Below are 19,720 nucleotides of genomic sequence, written 5' to 3'. Positions count from 1 at the left end.
TAAGCTCCTTAGGGTGTATGTTCGGTGGCTATTTGTAATCGTGGCGACGTTCGCTTGCGGTTTCCTCTTCGACTGGCTCCATGTGCCGGCCGGTTGGATTCTGGCTGCCATTGTAGGTTCGGCAAGCATCGCGTTGTACACGGGCCAGGACTTACCGATTCACCCACTCCTCAAACGCCTCGGCCGCAGCCTGATTGCCATCATGGCGGCCGCCCCGATTGTTGCCGCTGACCCGCGCGAACTCGCCCACTATGTCCTCCCGGGATTGGCGGTCTCTGCGATCACAATTGGCATCGGCATCGTCGGTGGCCTGCTGCTTGCCCGCTCGGAAAAGGCGATCTCCCGCGAAACGGGTGTGCTGTCCATGCTGGCCGGCGGCGCTTCGGTCATGCCAATGCTGGCTCATGACATGGGGGCGGACTATCGCTATGTCACGCTCACCCAGTACCTGCGGCTGCTCACGGTCACGATTTCCCTGCCGCTGCTGGTGCCCCTCATGGACGTGCCCCGCGGCGCAGTCGAACACCATAACGTCCCCTACCAGCTAGTTCCCCTCATAGCGATCGCCGTGATCGTGATCGCCGGAGAGCCGCTCGGCAAGCTCCTCAGGCTCCCCGCCCCAACGATCCTCGGCCCGATGCTCCTGACGATCCTCGCCGCTCAGCTCATCCCAGGAATCGCGCTACCGGCGGAGCTGAAGATCGCAACGTTCGTCTCCATCGGCTGGGTCGCAGGCGGCGCGCTCTCGATCCCCGCGCTCAAATTGTTCGCACGCCAGCTACCAGCAACGTTCGCCTTCATCTTCTTCCTGCTCGGCGCCTGCGCGATCACCGCGATCGGCCTGATGTGGTGGCTCGACCTCACCTATTTCGAGGCCTACCTCGCCTCCAGCCCCGGCGCGCTAGAGACCGTGCTGGCGCTTACCGACGAGTTCGGGGCCGGCCCGGCCATCGCCGCGATCCAGGTCATCCGCTTGATCGCGATCCTCTTGGTGGCGGGCTATTTGCCGAAGCTGCTCAAGCGGCGCTAACTCAGCTATGTAGAACCAGCTATTCGGAGCTGCAGATGCGATACCTCCCCTAAAACTAGCTCAGTAGCATAGGTTCTACTCCCAATAGCTGGTTTCACATAGCTGGAATCACCAGAGAATCACCCCAGAATCACGCAAGAACTAGCCCCGCATCATCTCGCGCAGCAACCCCAGCGGGATCGACCCGTAAGACAACGCCCGCGTATGAAACTCGGATAGTGGCAGCCCGGATTCGTCCCGCATCTGCTCCCAGAGTCGCTGCCCCAGCGCATAGGACGGCGCTTGCCCTGGCCAGCCGAGGTATCGGTTGATCTCAAATTCCAAAGCAGCAGAACTGAGCGAGCAGTTTTCGCGCAGGAAGTTGCGCGCATATGCAGCATCCCAGTTCTTTTTGCCGAGGTGCACCCCGATATCGAGTGCGACGCGTGCTGCTCGCAGCCGTTGGGCGTCGAGAAGCCCCATGCGCGTGGCTGGGGTGTGCTCCATGAGGTTTTCGGCGTAGAGCGCCCAGCCTTCGCCGTGGCCGGAGTTCCAGCAGACGACGCGTCGCCACAGGTTGAGCGGTGCCTGCAGCGCGGCGGTGATTTGGTAATGGTGGCCGGGGACGCCTTCGTGGTACACCGTGGTGAGTTCTTGCCAGGTATGGAAGGTGTCTTCACCTGGAGCGACGGACCACCACATGCGGCCTGGGCGGGTGCCGTCGAGCGCGGGCGGGGTGTAGAAAATGCCACCGGTGCCGGCGGGGTCGATGCAGCATTCGATCGGGGGCGTCCCATACTCGGCCACGCCGCGATCCGCCACGGCCTGCATCCAGTCGCGCAGCTTATCGACGCCCCGGATCGTGTATTCCTCTTCCGCATTCAGCCTGGCGATGGCTTCGGTCACGGTCGTTCCGTTGCCATACAGCTCCCGAGCGAGGGCTTCCTGCTCAGCGGTGATGCGGGCGAGTTCGTCGAGTCCCCATTCATAGGCTTCGTCGAGGTCGACTTTGGCGCCGAGGAACTCGTGAGAGAACAGTTCGTAGCGTTCGCGGCCGACGGCATCGCACGCGGGGGCAACGCCGGCGAGTTCGGCGGAGAGCCAGTCGGCGAGTTCACCGAAGGCGCGCGCGGCGGTGTCAGCTTCGGCTTCGGGCGCGCCGAGGCCATGCAGGAATCCGCCCATGTTGCCACATTCAGCGATGAGTAGTTCCACTTGACGCAGGGCCGCTACCCGGCCTTGACCTGCAGCGAGAGCCAGGGATTCCCGGTAGCCGTCAAGGGCTGCGGGGACACCGGCCAGGCGGGCGCGGATCGCTTCCTGGTCTTCCATGAGGGAGAAGGTGTCGCGAATGGTTTGCACAGGAGAGGCGATGTTGTTGAGCTGACCATAGAATTCGGCGCGGTGGTGCAAGTCGAGTTGGAGGCCGAGGCGGTCGCGGAGGATGGCGGCAGTGATGTGGTCGGCGCTGTCGAAGTCGTCTTCGTCGTCGCTGTCATCGGTGCAGTCGTCGAAGGCATCTACGTCGGCGAGCAGGTCGCGGGCCAGGCCGGCGAGGTCGTCCCAGTAGGCGGGTGAGAAGTCTTGGAGCTCGTGCTCGTGGCCGGGAATTCCCCAGGCGGTGGCGTCGGTGGGCGAGAGTTTCGCGACATCCAAGACGTATGCCTCACAGGTGACATCGAGAAGGGAGGGGTTTTGCCTGCTCATAAGCGACCAGTGTAACTAAATGCAGGCAATTGTGTAGCACGGCTGGAGCAAATGTTATAAAATCGTCCCAGCTGTTCTTGGCTCGCCAAGGTTCACTGTGAACCCTGCCATCTTTCCCTATAGCGTTACCCCAGCTCAGATAGACTTTCCATAACAATAGCAATCTCATCGATCAGAATTTAACTTTCACAACCATGCAACTCGCGTTCGGTCAGATTTTTGAGAAACCAGCCACTCCGGCTGCACAGGTGCTACACCATGTGCGGCGCAATCCGCATGTCGGTCGTGGCGATCTGGTGAAGGTCACAGGCCTGTCCCAGCCGACGATCACGCGCGCCGTCAGCGCACTGTCCTCGGTCGGTTTGGTGCGCGAGCGTCGTGATCTGGTCAACACCGCCCGCCCGGGCCGCCCGGTGGTTCCACTCGAACTTGCTACCTGGCCTGCTGTTTTGGTGGGCGTGGCGCTGGATGGCGATGACGCCGTGATTGGTTGCTACGATTCGCGCGGCCGAATGGTGCGCGAGGTGACGGTCAGCGAGTTCGCCAAGAATCACGTCTGCGCAGACACTCTCGAATACATCATCGCGGCGATTTACCGCCTGAAGGGTGACTTTACGGTGCCGATCAAGAGCATCGCTCTCAGCGCCGCCTCGCTCCACTGGAACGATTTCGCCGCGATCCGCGACCGCCTCGAGTTCGAGTTCCACGTCCCCACTATCGCCTGCAACGCCGCCGCCGCGATCGCACTCGCCGAGATTCAACAAGACATCTTGCAGGAGGACGTGTTCGTGCTGTTCTCGGAGAACGTCACCGCCGCCGCGTACATTTCGGCCACCGGCATCAAGGTGCCAGACCGCGACCTCACTGTGGACGAGTGGATCGAATTCCTCACCACAGAGCGTCGTCCCCGCCAAATCCTGTTCTCCGGCGCGTACTTCACCGACCCAGCCAACCGCGCCACACTGCGAGCACGGCTTACCGACGCTTTCCACGGCGACGTCGCCCTCCGCGTGCTGCGCCCCGAGCTGGAAACGCTGCGCACCATCACCCACGCACTCTCACTTGCTCAGCTGAGCGCGCACCCCCTGGACTTGGCTAAAGGTACTTCTTAGATAGTTCGACGTAGCGACCGGCATGGGTGATGAACTCCCGGTCGTTCTCGCGCTTAACCTTCGCCGGGATGCCCGCTGCCAGGGTTTTTTCCGGGATTTCTTGGCCTTCGAGCACTACCGCGCCCGCCGCGATGAGGCAGCCTTCGCCGACTACTGACCTACTGAGCAGCGCAGACTTCATGCCCACCAGGGTGCCGTTGCCAACAGTGGTGCCGTGGACGAGCGCCATGTGGCCGACGGTGACGTCGTCGCCAAGCGTGCACGGCGCGTCGCGATCCACGTGCAGCACCGCCCCGTCCTGGATGTTGGTGCGCGCGCCGATCGAGATCTTGTTGACGTCCGCGCGAATCACCACGTTGAACCAGATATTCGCATCCGGCCCGATTTCCACATCACCGATGATCGTCGCATTCGGCGCCACGAATGCGCTCGGATGGATCTTCGGTTCCTTGCCCTCAAACGCCATGATCATTTCAAGTCCTCGATTCCGGTAAACAGCACGGCCTGAATGCCCAACTCCCGCGCCGCGTTCACGTTTGCCTCGTTGTCATCGAAGAATAGCGTCTCTTCCGGTGTCGCACCCAGCATTTCCAGGGCGATCTCGTAGGCCTTGCTATTCGGCTTCTCGACCCCGATGTCACAGGACATCGCAATCGAGTCGAACTCCTGGAGCCACGTGTGCTTTTCCAGCACCCGGCGCGCGAGACCTGCAGGGATGTTGCTGAGCAGGCCCTTGGGCTTTATCGACTTGACCCGTTCGACCATCTCCGGGTCTTCCTCCAGCCAGCCAGCGTAGTCGACCTCGATGGCCTTGACCACGTCGAATGTCGGCAGATCCAGCTTCGCGCGCACGAGCTCCCAATACTCTTCTTCGCTCACGCGGCCGGCATCGAAATCGCCGCGGAACTGCCAGTACACCGGCCACAATTCGGGGCCACAGCCGAGCACTTCTTCCAAGTTGCGCAGCGCCTGGTCAGTTTGCGTTTTCAGCAGGACCCCGTAGAGGTCGAAGAGGTATTTCATGGCTTCCAGAGTACGCGCGCCGGATTTGGTAATGCAGACTATAGAAAACCGGGCGAAACATCAGTCTGCTTCACCAAATCCGACAGGTTGGTGTCTGATGGAACCCTCCGAGCCACTTCGCGAGTCTAACTAAGTGTGAACACTTTTACTTTGCCTCGTACTGCTTCTGAAATCCGTCTTTCTGCGATTCGTAATGGCCAGTGGGTCAAGCATTCTTATGGGATCTATTCCGCGTCGGAGGGGGCGAAGGATTCCGCCTTTCGCGTTCGCGCTGCCCACCTGCGTTTTCCTTCCGGCGCTATTGGTGGGTTTGCTGCTCTTGCGTTCCATGGGGTTCCCTTTTGGTGGGATGTCGATCTGGTGACGGTCCATACTCCGGCTCGCGGGATTCGTGAGGAGGATGGGATGCACTTGGTCAAGGGCGTGACTTTCACTCCCTACCATGGCCTTGACCAGCACTTTCCCGACTTAGTGTGTGTCGATCCGGCAACGGCGGCCATCGATTGCTTGATTTACGTCCTCCGCAAGCGGATAAACTTCTGGACGCCAAAAGTCACCGGAATCTGGCTCCACGAACTCCGCGCGATCCAGATCATCGACGCCACCCTCCGCTACACCTCGGCCACACGCGGTGAGCTGCGCGAGGCTGCTCGCAATCGCCTGTGCAAACGCAAGCTCAACAGGTTGCTGAAGCTTGCCGACGACCGTTGCGATTCACCACCCGAAACTTCCCTGCGCCTGATCCTTGGTCGCCTTCTCCCGGGGTGGGAAACCCAAGTGGCGATTTATGACGATAACCGTCTGATCACCGTCATCGACTTCGCCTGGAAAAGGCTCAAGGTGGCGGTATATTACGACGGCTCTGTCCACAACGAGCAGAGAAACGTGGATCGTGACAATGAAATTACCGCCTTCCTCGAAGAACGCGGTTGGACTGTGCTGCGAGTGTCCAAAGGTATGATTCGGCGCGAGGAGGATCTCATTCGTAGGGTGGTCCAGCGTATTCGCCAGCAAGGCGGGCCGGATTTGGCAATGCAGACTATAGAAAACCGGTCGAAACGTCAGTCTGCTTCACCAAATCCAGCGCGCGTTATCTAAACGGCACCTCTCCAATGGTCCGACGCAGCTTGCGTGTCTGCAGCCGGTCGGGTTCGGCTGCCAGTGCTTCCACGGCCCGGACGGCGCACATGACGTGGGCTTCCTTGGAGGACTTGTAGAAGGATTGCGCGCCTGCCGGCAGCTTCGGCACGGCATGTAATGGCAGGTCAGACACGCTCAAAAGAGTTCCGTAAGGAATCCGGTACCGATAACCATTCGCCGCGAGTGCGGAGGATTCCATGTCTACGGCGACGGCGGTGGAGCCGCGGAGGGACTTCCAGAGTCGCTTGGGAGTGTGCCATTCCCAGTTACGGTCGTCGGTGGACAAGACGGTGCCGGTGCGCATGAGTTCGGCGTCGTCACCGTAGATGTTGCGGACGGCGGCTTCCAGCGCGCGTTGTACTTCAGGAACGGCTGGGATCGGGACGCCGCCGGGCAGGTGCCCGTCGAGCACGTGGTCGTGGCGCTGGTAGGCGTTGCCGAGGATGAGGTCGCCGATGCGCATGCGGCCGTCGAGGCCGGCGCAGTGTCCGATCATGACCCAGCATTCGGGGCGCAGTACGGCCAGGCAGTCGGTAATTGTTTTGGCGTTGGACGGGCCGACGCCGATGTTGATCATCGTGATGCCGTCCCCCGCCTCCGTGCAGAGGTCATAGCGAGGCATTTGCACGCCTTCACGAGGCACTTCCAGCGACGTGTATCGCCCGCCCGCGCTCCGACCGAAGGACACGAACTCGGTCGTGTGCATTTGGTAGTTGGTGAACAGGATGAACTTTTGCACGGATTCGACTGGCAGGCCGGTGTAGTGCTCGATGCGTTTGCAGGCGAGGTCGAAGCGTTGGGCGCTGAAGTGGAAGAGCGGGAGCTCCTCGCCGTGGAATGCGGACCATTCGCCGTCGATAATGGCGTCGTCTACGGCGTCGAGCGAGGGGCGCGGCAGTTTGGAGTCGGGCGAGCGTTCGATGGTGGGGGCATCGTCGATGTACTCGGGCGGGATTTGCTCCTCGGACGGCCCGACGTGGATGGTGCACGGGTAGTTGCTGGTCAAGCGGTCGAGCATTTCGAGGAGGTAGCCGCGCATCATGGCCGGGCGCGAGAGGGTGGCTGCGTACCGCCCGGGCTTATCGACGTACCCGAAGGGTTCCGTACGGTCGATCGGGCGCCAGTGTTCCACGTCAACGATCAGCTTGGGGTACACGACCTGGTCGTAACCTTCGGCGCTGTCGCGCTCGAGGAGCTGAACGCCGAGGGTGGTGGCGTCTTGGTAGAGCTCGATTAACCGATCGACGGCTTCGACTGCGGTCCGCATCTTCTCCATGGGGCCAGCCTAACGCGGGTTCATAATAGGCGCACAGGGGTTTCCCATAACACCAGTACAAGACCGCCAATGTGACAGTAGTTGATCACTGTTGTGTAGCGTTATATGGAAAAGTATGCGATATTGATCACCATGACTTACTTTTCTCGCCGTGCCATTGCCACTTTTGCCCTGACCGTCGCCGCTACCACTGCCCCTACCGTCGCTCACGCTGACCAGATTGACCAGGCCCTCGCTGCCCTGCCAGCTGGCCCAATCTCTTGCGAGCAGGCCACCAAGTACTGGACCAATGAGGCTGACTACAACAACAAGGTTTCCCAGGCCAACCTGCTCGCCATGGTTGACCCACGTGGCCCACAGATCCGCGAAGCACTGGCTCGCGTAGACGAAGCTGCTAACCGTTGTGGTCTCAAGGGTGGCGGCGCTGCCCCAGCTCCAGCTCCAGCCCCTGCTCCAGCACCAGCCGACAATGCGCCAGCTCCTGCTCCAGCACCTGCAGATAACGCCCCAGCACCGGCTCCAGCGCCTGCACCTGCTCCTGCTCCTGCTGGCGCGATTAACTCCTCCGCTCCAGGCCTGCCTTCCTTTAATGTTCAGCTTCCTGGTGGCCAGTGGGTCACCGTGCCAAATTTGCAGCAGATTGTTGCCGACTTCCTAGCGAAGTACGGCATCCGTATCTAACAGTTCGGAACAAACAGTAATGCCCCGCCATGAGCGGGGCATTTGTGCATTTACGTGCCTGCGACGAAGTCTGGCATGCGTTCGCCGATGCCCAACAGTTCGGCGATAGCGGCGACGGTACGCTCGGCGCATTTGCCGTCACCGTACGGGTTCACGGCGTTGGCCATAGCTTCGTAGGCTGCTGGGGTATCCAGCAACGTCTTCGCCTCGGACACGATGCGGTCCTCATCCGTGCCGATCAGGCGGACGGTGCCAGCGGTGACAGCTTCAGGACGTTCGGTGTTTTCCCGCATCACCAGCACTGGCTTGCCCAGGGCTGGTGCTTCTTCCTGAACTCCGCCGGAGTCCGTGAGCACGATGTGGGCGCGTGCCATGAGCTTAGTGAACTCGTTGTATGGCAGCGGGTCGGTGACCAGGATATTGTCATGGCCCTCGATGTGCGGGAAGACAGCGTCGCGGACCTTTGGGTTCAGGTGGGCCGGCAACACGAACACGATATCCGGGTAAGCGTCTGCCAGGCGGGCCATAGCGCGGCCAATGTTGCTCATCGCGTCTAGGTTCTCGCGGCGGTGGGTGGTAAACAGCACCAGCTTCGCATCGGAGGCGGCTGCATCCTGCAAGCGCTGATCGGCGAAGGTGGTGTCCCACGTGGTGGCCTCGAGCAGGGCGTCGATCACGGAGTTACCGGCCACAACAATGTCAGCGCTACGGAAGTCTTCACGCTGCAGGTTGCGCTTGGATTCGTTCGTAGGCGCCAGGTGCAAGGCCGCGACCTGGCCGATGATGCGGCGGTTAGCCTCTTCCGGGAACGGGGAGAGGATGTTGCCGGTGCGCAGGCCTGCCTCGAGGTGCACGATTTTCACGCCGCGGTTGAAACCGGCGATGGCTGCTGCCATGGCGGTGGAGGTATCACCTTGGGAGATGATGACATCTGGCTGGACCTGTTCGATGATTTCATCCAGGCCCGCGATTGCGCGAGCGACGATTCCGTTAAGCGACTGTCCTGGACGCATGATATCCAGGTCGAAGCTTGGCGTGATACCAAACTGTGAGTTGACTTGGTCCAGCATTTCTCGGTGCTGGCCGGTGGAGACTGCAACAGACTCGAAACGAGGATCAGCCTCCAGCGCCTTAATCACAGGAGCGACCTTAATCGCCTCGGGACGGGTGCCATACACGGTCATGACCTTAGGAGCAGACATATGAATCCTTAATTTTTTGCTGATAACACTGTTCGCAACTCTACCCAGTTAGCGTCACTCTGTCCTGACCAATTAGGACAACTACCCCCAATAGCGTTCGCATATATAGGCTACAGCTCCTCGACCGAAAGGCTTATATCCGATTCGATTCCATTGCCTGTTCGAGCCCAAGAAATCCTCTCAGTTTTCTTTTAGCTTTTGTGCTACCCAACCTCGCGATCGATGCACTGCTTATCGACGCGCCAAAGGCGAGAATCTTCAATTAGTGCCCATTGCGGAGCCGACATAGCTTGCACACAGCTCTGACCAAACACGCCCAATCATCCCCGGAATTTCACTGCCCAAAACTAATCCGCTCCTCTATACTGTGAACGTCGTACCGCGCACACCCCGCAGAGCCGTGCCAGATTTAGCCCGTCATGCAGGAAAGAAGAAGCGAGAGTAGCCCTTTCGCGCGCTAAATCCAGCACACGCTATCTCCATAGGATAAATTAACATCATGCACACCAGTCACATCAGTAACAAGACTATCAAAGTCTTGCTCGCCACACTCACCGCTTTTGCGCTCGCATTCGTAGCCACCCCGGCAGCCCAGGCCGATAATCGTGGCTGGCTCCGCCCGGGCTGCTCTTGGGCCCCGCAGGGCAACTTCATTCAGGCCTGCGAGGTCTGGTCCCCTGCCAATAACCGCAACATGCTGGTCTATATCCAAGCCTCCACGAACGGCGGCGATGGTGGCCTCTACTTGCTGGATGGCGCACAGGTTGGCGCTCGCGATTCCAACTGGGCTTCCCACTCCACCACGCCAGCCACTTACGTTAATGACAACATCACCTTGGTGATGCCTGCTGGCGGCGCCGGCCAGTTCTACTCCGACTGGGCCGCTCCTGCGACGTCAAGCCTGTCCTCCGGCCCGCAGCGGCCAATGTGGGAGACCTTCCTTGCCTACGAACTGCCAGGCTATCTACAGCAGCACTTTGGCGTAAACCCGCACCGTAACGCAATTGCCGGCGTGTCTATGGGTGCCATCCCAGCACTCACCCTCGCCGCACACCACCCAGATCAGTTCCGCCAGGTACACGCGATCTCCGGATTCATTGATCCCGCAATGGCAACCCACGTGGGTATGATCGCAGGATTCAGCGTGGCAATGCTCCTCCACAGCGGCGCGTTCATTTGGGACTGGTGGAGCTGGAACCCACTCGAGGCCAGCGCCCGCGCTCTCCACGCAGATCCGGTTGCCAATGCAGGCAAGCTTCGCGACGGCGGAGTGGACGTCCACGTCTGGTCCGGAAATTCACACCCTGGCGCCGGCGAGTCTTACCCGGGCAATCTCGGCGCAGATGCTATCTCTATTCATGGCGAGACTCTGATCACCTTGTCCACAAACTCCTTTACAGACAAAGCGCGCCATCAGGGACTTCGCGTCAATCGCCACTTCGGCGCTGGCTTGCATACCTGGCAGCCATGGGGTCGCTATATGGGAGACCATAAGGGCGATATCCTTTGGGCAATTGGCTAATAGCTTTATTCTTTAAGTGAAATGCCCCCTAAAAGGGGGCATTTTGCATTTCTAAGGCATTTTTAAGCTCAATTTAAGAGCAAAAAGTACTGGTTATGGCATGTAACGCCCGCCATATCGATTAACAGGGGTTTCATTGTGACTAAAGGCATTTTATTCACGCTAACCAATTGAATAATACTTAGAATGACCCAAAAAGTGTGTACGATGGAGATTCACTCGTGTCCACTATGGATCCTTTCGCGCGAATTAACTCGGCGATTGTCCTAGGATTGCGTTTGTAGGTTGCAAGCCTTGCAGCCGAAGGTGCAAGCAAAGCACTCACATCCATACATATTTGTGAAGGATTACTTCATGCGTAAGTTCGTAAACGCCACTATCGCTGGCGCCACCGCCGTTGCTCTGACCTTCGGCGCTACCTCTGTTGCAAACGCTGGCCTCTCTTCTGAGGTTGGCGATAACTGGAACGCCGGCACCGACGTTGTAGGTACCGACATCTGGGGCTCCTCCACCAAGAGCGACACTGAGCTCAAGGACGAGGATGCTGACTGGGCCGCTAACATGCGCGCCATCACCTACGCTGGCATCGGTGCAGCTGTGTTCACCATGATCATCGCTCCTGCCTACAACTTCCTCGCGTACAACAACATCCTCCCACTGCCTAAGTGGTAATCAACCCCTTCTAACTATTTAACCCGAATGGGTTGAAAGGACACTCACAATGCGTAAGTTCAAGAACGTAGCTGTTGCATCTGCAACCGCGCTCGCACTGACCCTCTCCGGCACCGCTGTTGCTTCGGCACAGGACATCGTATCTCAGGAAGATGTTCAGCAGACCGGTCTCTCTTCCGGATCTTCTGAGTGGGGCGTATGGCTCAACGGTGACGAGAAGGCTGACGGTCAGCAGGGCTTCGGCGAGAAGCTCGATTCCGACGCTCCAGCTTGGATCAAGTTCTGGAACGTTGGCCTCTACACCCTCGCTGGTGGCATCATCGGTGGCGCTGTACTGGCTGGCTTCAACTGGCTCAAGCATGAGGGCATCATCATCTAATTGATGCTGTTGATAAACCAATATTAAGAGCGGACTTCCTATTGGAAGTCCGCTCTTTTTGTGTGCTAACTAGCCTTCTAGCCGAATCTAGCCGCTAATGAACTCAAGTTATTGTGTAGCTACTTGCGGAAGTAGTCCACGGTGCGGCGTACGCCTTCTTCAATGGTGACTTCGGGCTGCCACCCAAGCACGTCCTTCGCACGCTGGTAGGCCAGCGCCGAACGCGGCACATCACCCAGCCGTGCCGGAGCAAACTCAGGATCATCCTTGGCACCAGCAGCCTGCGCTACCAACGTATGCAACTGGCGATCCGAGGTCTCCACAGAGGTACCGATATTAAAGCGCATCCCGCCCCCAACAGATCCCGAAGCCAGGTAAAACGCGCGCACAACATCACCGACAAACACATAGTCTCGGGTGTTTCCACCATCGCCAAATACGCGCGTTGGCTCCCCTGCCAATAACCGCTGAGAGAAGATCGCAACCACCCCGGCCTCGCCGTGCGGATCCTGACGCGGACCATAGACGTTCGCCGGCGCGATGTGAGAACAATCCAGGCCATATAGGTGACGGAAAGTATTGAGATACAACTCGCCCGCACTCTTAGACGCAGCATAAGGCGAATGCGGATCAATCGGGAAAGACTCATCAACCGGGAAAGTCGCCGGCGTGCCGTAAATAGAACCACCGGAAGAAGTGAACACAATCTTGCGAACACTGTTCTTGCGGGCTGCCTCAGCAATCCGGATAGTAGAGATAATATTCGTGGTGGCATCGTGGATCGGATCCTCCACGGAATGACGCACATCGATCTGCGCCGCGAGGTGGAAAATCACCTCAGGGCGGTGTTCAGCGAGAAAAGCATCAAAGTCGAGCTCAAGGATATCCGCTTCAACAAAGGTGCACTTGCCTGTGGCCAGGGCTTGTTCCAGGTTCGCTACTCGCCCACGGGAGAGGTTGTCCACGACAACGACCTCGTGCCCTTTCTCAATGAGCAAGTCGGTCAAGTGTGAACCAATGAAGCCGGAACCGCCGGTAACTAATGCACGCACACTACTGATAATAGCTGTTTTAGAGCAGGATTAAGAAGTTTCCCGATTAGAACCCAATCCGAGTTCTGCAGATTTTCAAATGTGTTGATGTTTTACCGATGAGCATTAGATGGATATGCACTACTTAAAAACTCTTCCATTTTCGAAAAGCGGGAAGTTGGACTGAGCCGTTAATTAGTCTAGAAAATCCTCCAGCCGCATGTGAATCCACCTTGTTGATGCAACATCCGGGCTACAACGAATGTTTAGGTCTACTTTGAAAGGTCACAGTCATTGTCACCCCCGACCACTTAACATATTCTAAGCATTGAAAGTTTCGGCATTCCCTGGGCCTGATTATCGACTCCTTTTTACTATTCGAATGGGCTACAACACGCATCATCTCTGGAGTGAACAAGTATAATAGATTGAACCCACAAATCCGTGGGATAAATGGAATCAGGGTTAGCAGCCTCTTCTTTAGAAATTGCCGATAACCCACACGCAATCGGGAGTAACGTTGTACATCGAAGATTCCGATTCTCCCAAGCAGTTCATCGAAAAGTTATGAGGACTCCGAGGTATGGAAATACGTAAGTACGCGGCGATTTTGGCTAAGAATTGGATACTGGTTGTGGTCTCAGCCATGATCGGTCTTGTGGCGGGAATAGGATACTCCCTCCTAGTAACCCCCGAGTACCAGTCGCGCACCCAATTGTATGTTTCAGTCCGCTCGGAGGCCGGGACCACCGGTGAACTTGCCCAGGGCGCTACATTCTCCAGCAAAATCGTCAATAGCTACGTTGATGTCATTCGTACGAGTGTGGTACTTGAACCTGTTGTAAATCAACTCGGTTTAGACATGACACCAGCAGAGTTGGCATCACGTATTGTCGCGGTCTCGCCGAGTGAAACTGCCCTGATCGATATCACGGCAACGAGCACCTCTCCGGAAACCGCATCTCAAATTGCCAATGCTGTAGGTGAGAGCTTCAAAAATGTGGTGCAGACCCAGCTTGAACCGGACAAGGAGACGGGCGTCAGTCCCATCAATTTGACCACGACGCAGACGGCAATGATTCCTTCATCTCCGGTTAGTCCCAACTTGCCGATGAATGCAATCTTGGGACTTCTCGCAGGCTTGGCTATTGGCGTATTGATTGCAGTGCTTCGAGATACCTTTGACACCCGTATTCATTCGCTCGAAGACGTGAAGAACGTTACTGACACGCCACTTCTTGGTGGTGTCATTGATGACCCGGACGCCAGTAAGAACCCTCTGATTATCCGCACCAAGCCAAACAGCCCTCGAGCAGAGTCTTTCCGTGCATTGCGTACCAATCTGCAGTTTGTAAATGTTAACGAGCAGGCATCGATCTTTGTTATGACCTCGGCGAACCCGGGCGAGGGCAAGTCAACGACCTCTGCAAATCTAGCCCTAGCCTTGGCGGAATCCGGTGCACGGGTCGCATTGCTCGAGGCCGATCTACGATTGCCTATGGTTCACAAATACATGGGTGTAGAAGGAAACGCAGGCCTCACTGACGTACTTATTGGCAAAGCTGAATTGAACGACGTACTGCAGCGCTGGGGACGTACCCAATTACACTTCCTGCCAGCTGGCCGCATTCCGCCAAATCCAAGCGAGCTGTTGGGTTCAGATAGAATGAACAAGGTGCTGGATGAGCTCAGTGCGACTTTTGATTTTGTCATTATCGATGCACCACCAATTCTATCCGTCACCGATGCCGCTGTAATTGGACACGGCAAGACCGGCATTTTGATGGCCGTAGCCGCTGGCTCCACCAGAAAGCCGGAACTTCAGGCCGGCCTTTCAGCACTTGAACACGCTGGCGCCAACGTTGTCGGTGTGATCGTAACGATGCTACCGGCAAAGTCTGCTGGGCGATACGGCTACGGACACTACGGATACGGATCTGCCATCGAGTCCAATGAGGTTACGGAAGCAGCCAATGCCTGAAACATTCAATATTCTCACCGTATGCACTGGAAATATTTGCCGGTCTCCTTTAGCTGAGCAGCTTTTGCGCCAGAAACTGGAGTCAGTCGCTGAAGTCCAAGTTGCCTCGGCCGGCATTCAAGCGATGGTTGGTCACCCCATGCCCGAAGAATCGTTGCGTCTTGCCAAAGAAAATGCCATCGCTGATCCAGAAGCGCATTCTGCAAGGCAATTGACGGAGGAGATGGTGGAACATTCTGACTTGGTCTTAGCAATGGATAGAAGTCATCGAAAGTCAATCGTTGAGTTATCTCCCCGTTCCGCAAAAAAGACTTTCACCGTTCGAGATCTGGCCAGGCTCATTGAAGTGACGACCGATCTGGATCTTGAGAATGAGTTGCAGACCTCCGGAGGGGATACGCGCGAACGTCTGATTGCGGCGCTCGAGGCCGCACGTCTGGGTCGCAGTGATCTAACTCCACTCGCTGACCCTTCATCGGAGGACATTATTGATCCTTTTCAGCGAGACAAGGCAACCTACCACAAGTCTGCCGCCCAGCTCATCCCTGCCATCGAAACAATATCAAATTACCTACTGAAAGCATTGGTGGTATAAGTAGTCCAAGTTTAGACACTTCTCTCACGGAGATCGTGCATCTAGATTGAATGTAAAGGAATGCACGTTCATCCCTACAAACTTGTTGTATTAACCCAAATTGCAAGCAGCATTAAATCATTTTTCTTGCGGAGGATTCAGGTGCCCGAAACAACTTCAAATAAACAGACAACCGGCTCAAAATCTACCCTCACCAGGGTTCTTTTTGTCATTGATGCCTTGATTTGGGTGATTGCACTATTCTTCGCAGCTTTGTTGCGCTACGAGTTTGAAGTGTCATCAGTGAATTGGGGAACTTTTGCTTGGTTCGCAGCCAGTGCAATCGTGCTCCAATTCCTCGTTGGTCTTGTGCTGCATATCTACCGCAAGGATCTCCGTTTCCGAACCGGCACCTTCGAGGATACGATCAACGTTTCACTCGTCGTTGGATCTGTAGGTATTATCCTTTGGTTCACATCTATTATTTTGAGCAGCACCTTACATATGTCACGTGGCGTAATGATCATCGCCACTCTCATCGCGTTAGTGCTGGTACTTGCCGTTCGAACGGTAGCCCGCATGCGTGTCGAGCGGGCAAGGCGCCCCGCTCTAGACTCAACGCCCACACTTATCTTGGGTGGTGGTTACATCGGAACAAACCTCATCCAGTGGATGATGACAGACCCCGCTTCGCCATTCCTCCCAGTAGGTGTGATTGACGACGACCCAGATCTACTTTCGCGCCGAATTCGTGGCGTGCCTGTTCTGGGCACGTTCGAAGAAATCGCGAAAGTAGCGTCCGAAACTTCTGCAGAGGTGCTCATCGTGGCAATCGGCGATGCTGACGCCTCGCTGCTACGAAAGGTACAAGACGTCGCTTCGAAGAATGGACTTTCGGTCAAAGTCATGCCAGCAATCGGACAAGTAGTCGCAAAGGGCATTCGAGGAAATGACTTGCGCGACCTTTCGATAGAGGATCTCCTTGGACGTCAGCCTGTCGAGACAAACGTTTCCGAGATCGCTGGCTACCTGACTGGCAAGAAGGTTCTTGTCACCGGAGCTGGCGGCTCCATCGGCTCCCAGCTGTGTACAGAGATTGCAAAGTACGGGCCATCTGAGCTGATTATGCTAGACCGAGACGAGACTGGCCTACAGCAAGTACTCATCAATGTGGCGGGAAACGGTCTCCTCGATACCGACGCCGTGGTCCTCGCAGACATCCGCGAGGCTGACACTTTGAAACGTATCTTCGAGGATCGGCGGCCCCAGGTAGTCTTCCACGCCGCTGCTCTCAAGCACCTTCCGATGCTCGAGCAGTACCCAGACGAAGGCTGGAAGACCAATGTCCTCGGCACACTGCACGTGTTGCAGGCTGCCGCAGCTGTTGACGTAGAAACCTTCGTCAACATTTCGACTGACAAGGCGGCAAATCCGACCAGCGTGCTAGGACACTCTAAGCGTGTAGCAGAGAAGCTGACTGCATGGTACGGCACTCATACCGGTAAGACATACCTTTCTGTTCGATTCGGCAACGTCATCGGCAGTCGGGGATCCATGCTTCCTACTTTCACGCGCCTGATCCAAGAGAATAAACCCCTTACCGTCACTCACCCGGATGTCACTCGCTTCTTCATGACTATTCCAGAAGCATGCCAACTCGTCTTGCAGGCGGGTGGCATTGGCCGCTCTGGTGAAGTCTTGATTCTTGACATGGGCGAACCAGTCAGCATTCTTGAAATCGCCCAGCGCATGATCAAGATGTCCGGCAAGGACATCGACATCGTTTTCACCGGCCTCCGCGAAGGCGAGAAAATGCATGAGGAGCTGGTTGGCGAAGGTGAAACGGAAGATCGCCCATTCCATCCCAAGGTTTCGCACGCCCACGCAGACAGCCTGTCCCCTCAAAACCTAGACAAGGACCAGTTCATGGCCCGCATCGGAAAATCTAACAACAAGAATGTGGAGCACAGCTAATGACTAACCCAAAGATTTACCTCTCATCCCCAGACGTCTCCCAACTCGAAGAGGACGCACTCGTCAGAGCGTTTCGTTCGGGATGGATTGCGCCTTTGGGCCCAGAAGTAAATGCATTCGAAGAAGAGCTAGCCCAATACTGTGGACGTGAGCATGCCGTGGCTTTGTCTTCCGGCACCGCAGCTTTGCACCTCGGACTCCTCACCATGGGCATCGGCCCTGGGGATCTTGTGCTTACCTCATCAATGACCTTCGCCGCCACGACCAATGCGATTTCCTACACGGGTGCAACCCCGGTCTTCGTAGATTGCGACGAAACTGGAAACATGAGCGTCGAGCTGCTCCGCAACGCCCTTGAAACACTCAAAGCTGAGGGCAAGGAAGTCAAGGCAGTCGTGCCGGTCGACCTCCTGGGCAAGGTAGTAGACCATGAGGGTATCGCAGAAGTTTGCACTGAATACGACGTTCCAGTGTTCTCCGACGCAGCTGAATCCCTAGGCGCAGTGCGAAATGGAAAGCCAGCTCCCAGCTTCGGAGTGGCCGCAGCAGTTTCCTTCAACGGCAACAAGATCATGACGACGTCCGGCGGCGGCGCATTGCTTACCGACGACAAGGAATTCGCCGATCACGTGCGCTACCTGGCCACCCAGGCCCGCCAGCCGGTCGTGCACTACGAACACACGGACATCGGCTTCAACTACCGCATGTCCAACATTCTGGCTGCTATGGGTCGCGCCCAGCTGTCTCGCCTCGACGTGATGATGGAGAAGCGTCGCCAGAATCGCCTTTTCTACCGCTCGCTGTTTGAGGGTGTAGCGGGCGTGAGCATGTTCGGAGAGCCATCCGGCGTGGATGGTGGCGACACGCATGATAATTTCTGGCTCACCTCTGTAATCGTCGATGTTGAGAGCGCTAGCTTTACTTCTGAGGACCTTCGCCTGGCCCTCCTCGAGGAAAACATCGAGGCTCGTCCGTTGTGGAAGCCAATGCACCTGCAGCCGATCTACCAGCACCACCGCGCATTTGTCGACGGCTGTGGCGAGCGACTCTTCCAAACGGGCATTTCCCTACCTAGTGGCTCTGCGCTCACTGACGACGAAAAGCAGCGGATCTCTGATGCCATCAAGCGTTTCTTGGCGGTACACAGTGGCTCCTAAGGAGAAAGGCTACGACAGCCTTAAACGACTCATTGATATTGCAGTCAGTGGCGCTGGCCTTGTAGTCTCGGCTCCACTTCAGGTGGCAGTTGGGCTCGCCGTGTATAAGTTTCATGGTCAGCCAGTATTTTTCAAGCAGGATCGGCCTGGAAAGGATGGAAAAGTCTTCCAGATGATCAAGTTCCGGACCATGCTGGAGCCGGACGAAACTCATGTCACTGACGAGGAACGGCTAACCTCGTTCGGTAAATTCCTGCGCAAGACAAGCCTCGATGAGCTTCCAACGCTGTTGAATGTCTTCAAGGGAGACATGAGCCTTGTCGGCCCGCGTCCTCTTTTGGTCAGCTACCTGGATTTGTACACTCCTGAACAGGCACGCCGCCACGAGGTTCGCCCGGGAGTCACCGGCCTTGCACAAGTTAGTGGCCGAAACTCAGTGTCCTGGGAAGACCGCTTTGCCTACGACGTCGAGTACGTGGATTACCGCAGTTTGAAGCTGGACCTAGACATTCTTCGTAAGACTGTTCGAGCTGTCCTCGTTCGGGAAGGCATCAGTCAGGAAGGTCATGCCACGATGCCGGCGTTCACTGGCTCGATGGATTCCGCAGATGACTAGCGTAGTCATAGTCGGCGCATCTGGGTTCGGCCGCGAAACACTCGATGTTCTCGAGGCAATGATCGCGGCTGGCAGCGATGTGGAAATCGCCGGTGTGCTTGACGACGGCCCCTCGAACATCAACTTGGAAAGGTTGGCTGATCGGGGCATCTCGTATTTGGGTCGCATCGATGATTGGATTGCACACGCCGACGTTTCCGTCCAATACCTCGTTGCCATCGGCAATCCGGTGATTCGGCAAATGCTCTGCGCAAAATTCGATCTGGCAGGATTTGAGCCTTTCACCGCCATCCACCCGACCGCGATCATTGGCTCGCGATTCGTGACCGGCGCAGGCTCAGTCGTGTGCAGTGGCGCAGTCATTTCCACTAATGTCCAGTTGGGCAAGCATGTCCACGTCAATCCAGTGGCAACGATTGGCCACGATTCAATCCTGCAAGACTACGTGTCCATTAATCCTGCCTCGGTGATTTCTGGCGAAGTCCTCGTAGAGAGCTACACTCTGGTTGGTGCGAAGTCAATCGTTCTGCAAGGCCTAACCATTAGCGAAAAGTGCACCATCGGCGCTGGAGCTGTGGTGACCAAGAACGTGCCTTCATCCAAGGTCGCCGTCGGAGTGCCCGCACGCTGGTCGTAGTTCGCTCCGAACAGCATCGGTCCGAAT

General features: G+C 56.9%; 19 protein-coding genes. 13 read left to right on the top strand and 6 right to left on the bottom strand.

What is annotated here, in order from left to right; all coding sequences use genetic code 11:
* Positions 1-13: 13 nt before the first annotated feature.
* Entirely contained in the window at positions 14-1,030 is a 1,017-nt protein-coding gene (locus tag CKALI_RS00645) for an AbrB family transcriptional regulator (RefSeq protein WP_156191471.1), read from the top strand.
* Positions 1,031-1,171: 141 nt separating this feature from the next.
* Here the strand turns inward: CKALI_RS00645 and CKALI_RS00640 are convergent, their stop codons facing one another.
* The gene (locus CKALI_RS00640; RefSeq protein WP_156191470.1) at positions 1,172-2,716 is read right to left on the bottom strand and encodes a DUF885 domain-containing protein; all 1,545 of its coding nucleotides are present in this window, start codon (positions 2,714-2,716) and stop codon (positions 1,172-1,174) included.
* A gap of 194 nt (positions 2,717-2,910) precedes the next feature.
* On the opposite strand from CKALI_RS00640, the gene CKALI_RS00635 reads away from it, so the two are divergent.
* Positions 2,911-3,828 carry a MarR family transcriptional regulator gene (locus tag CKALI_RS00635; RefSeq protein WP_156191469.1) on the top strand — a complete coding sequence of 306 codons (918 nt, stop codon included), beginning with the start codon at positions 2,911-2,913 and terminating at the stop codon, positions 3,826-3,828.
* On the opposite strand, the gene CKALI_RS00630 is transcribed toward CKALI_RS00635, so the two are convergent.
* Together CKALI_RS00630 and CKALI_RS00625 are read right to left on the bottom strand one after the other, a co-directional pair.
* Positions 3,812-4,300 carry a gamma carbonic anhydrase family protein gene (locus CKALI_RS00630; RefSeq protein WP_156191468.1) on the bottom strand — a complete coding sequence of 163 codons (489 nt, stop codon included), beginning with the start codon at positions 4,298-4,300 and terminating at the stop codon, positions 3,812-3,814. The genes CKALI_RS00635 and CKALI_RS00630 overlap by 17 nt on opposite strands.
* Positions 4,297-4,851, bottom strand: a complete 555-nt coding sequence (locus CKALI_RS00625) for an HAD family hydrolase (protein ID WP_156191467.1) — start codon at positions 4,849-4,851, stop codon at positions 4,297-4,299. The genes CKALI_RS00630 and CKALI_RS00625 overlap by 4 nt, the downstream gene beginning before the upstream one ends.
* A gap of 135 nt (positions 4,852-4,986) precedes the next feature.
* Between CKALI_RS00625 and CKALI_RS00620 the strand changes: the two genes are divergently transcribed.
* On the top strand, positions 4,987-5,949 hold the full coding sequence (locus CKALI_RS00620) for a DUF559 domain-containing protein (protein ID WP_156191466.1): 963 nt from the start codon (positions 4,987-4,989) through the stop codon (positions 5,947-5,949).
* Here CKALI_RS00620 and amn read toward each other — a convergent pair.
* A complete protein-coding gene (gene amn, locus CKALI_RS00615) occupies positions 5,942-7,267 on the bottom strand; it encodes an AMP nucleosidase (RefSeq protein WP_156191465.1) in 1,326 nt (441 codons plus the stop codon). The two genes, CKALI_RS00620 and amn, sit on opposite strands and share 8 nt — an antisense overlap.
* Before the next feature lie 132 nt (positions 7,268-7,399).
* Here amn and CKALI_RS00610 point away from each other — a divergent pair, with 132 nt between their 5' ends.
* The gene (locus CKALI_RS00610; RefSeq protein WP_156191464.1) at positions 7,400-7,948 is read left to right on the top strand and encodes a hypothetical protein; all 549 of its coding nucleotides are present in this window, start codon (positions 7,400-7,402) and stop codon (positions 7,946-7,948) included.
* Between the two features lie 50 nt (positions 7,949-7,998).
* Here the strand turns inward: CKALI_RS00610 and wecB are convergent, their stop codons facing one another.
* Complete coding sequence (gene wecB, locus CKALI_RS00605) at positions 7,999-9,150, bottom strand: non-hydrolyzing UDP-N-acetylglucosamine 2-epimerase (protein WP_156191463.1); 1,152 nt, start codon at positions 9,148-9,150, stop codon at positions 7,999-8,001.
* 499 nt (positions 9,151-9,649) lie between these two features.
* On the opposite strand from wecB, the gene CKALI_RS00600 reads away from it, so the two are divergent.
* The 3 genes from CKALI_RS00600 (at position 9,650) to CKALI_RS00590 (ending at position 11,723) form a co-directional block, all read left to right on the top strand.
* The gene (locus CKALI_RS00600; protein ID WP_156191462.1) at positions 9,650-10,672 is read left to right on the top strand and encodes an alpha/beta hydrolase; all 1,023 of its coding nucleotides are present in this window, start codon (positions 9,650-9,652) and stop codon (positions 10,670-10,672) included.
* Positions 10,673-11,026: 354 nt separating this feature from the next.
* Entirely contained in the window at positions 11,027-11,344 is a 318-nt protein-coding gene (locus CKALI_RS00595) for a hypothetical protein (protein WP_156191461.1), read from the top strand.
* A gap of 49 nt (positions 11,345-11,393) precedes the next feature.
* Positions 11,394-11,723, top strand: coding sequence for a hypothetical protein (locus tag CKALI_RS00590; protein WP_156191460.1), 330 nt, complete (start codon positions 11,394-11,396; stop codon positions 11,721-11,723).
* A gap of 119 nt (positions 11,724-11,842) precedes the next feature.
* On the opposite strand, the gene CKALI_RS00585 is transcribed toward CKALI_RS00590, so the two are convergent.
* Positions 11,843-12,775, bottom strand: coding sequence for an NAD-dependent epimerase/dehydratase family protein (locus tag CKALI_RS00585; RefSeq protein ID WP_156191459.1), 933 nt, complete (start codon positions 12,773-12,775; stop codon positions 11,843-11,845).
* A gap of 562 nt (positions 12,776-13,337) precedes the next feature.
* Here CKALI_RS00585 and CKALI_RS00580 point away from each other — a divergent pair.
* The 6 genes from CKALI_RS00580 to CKALI_RS00555 all read left to right on the top strand — a co-directional run bounded on the left by CKALI_RS00580 (position 13,338) and on the right by CKALI_RS00555 (position 19,693).
* Positions 13,338-14,735 (top strand): polysaccharide biosynthesis tyrosine autokinase, encoded by a 1,398-nt coding sequence (locus tag CKALI_RS00580; protein ID WP_156191458.1) that lies wholly within the window; start codon positions 13,338-13,340, stop codon positions 14,733-14,735.
* Positions 14,728-15,330: an arsenate reductase/protein-tyrosine-phosphatase family protein gene (locus tag CKALI_RS00575; RefSeq protein ID WP_156191457.1), complete on the top strand. Its 603-nt coding sequence runs from the start codon at positions 14,728-14,730 to the stop codon at positions 15,328-15,330. The genes CKALI_RS00580 and CKALI_RS00575 overlap by 8 nt, the downstream gene beginning before the upstream one ends.
* Positions 15,331-15,471: 141 nt before the next feature.
* Positions 15,472-17,283 (top strand): polysaccharide biosynthesis protein, encoded by a 1,812-nt coding sequence (locus CKALI_RS00570; protein ID WP_231580490.1) that lies wholly within the window; start codon positions 15,472-15,474, stop codon positions 17,281-17,283.
* Entirely contained in the window at positions 17,283-18,440 is a 1,158-nt protein-coding gene (locus CKALI_RS00565; RefSeq protein ID WP_156191455.1) for a DegT/DnrJ/EryC1/StrS family aminotransferase, read from the top strand. Before CKALI_RS00570 ends, CKALI_RS00565 begins: the two co-directional genes overlap by 1 nt.
* Positions 18,430-19,056 (top strand): sugar transferase, encoded by a 627-nt coding sequence (locus CKALI_RS00560; RefSeq protein ID WP_326519798.1) that lies wholly within the window; start codon positions 18,430-18,432, stop codon positions 19,054-19,056. The genes CKALI_RS00565 and CKALI_RS00560 overlap by 11 nt, the downstream gene beginning before the upstream one ends.
* The gene (locus CKALI_RS00555; protein ID WP_156191453.1) at positions 19,049-19,693 is read left to right on the top strand and encodes an acetyltransferase; all 645 of its coding nucleotides are present in this window, start codon (positions 19,049-19,051) and stop codon (positions 19,691-19,693) included. Before CKALI_RS00560 ends, CKALI_RS00555 begins: the two co-directional genes overlap by 8 nt.
* The last annotated feature ends 27 nt before the right edge of the window (positions 19,694-19,720 follow it).

Source organism: Corynebacterium kalinowskii (genome assembly GCF_009734385.1).
Taxonomy (GTDB): domain Bacteria; phylum Actinomycetota; class Actinomycetes; order Mycobacteriales; family Mycobacteriaceae; genus Corynebacterium; species Corynebacterium kalinowskii.
Note: the sequence above shows the minus strand (reverse complement) of the source record. Positions and strands in the feature narration are given on the sequence as shown.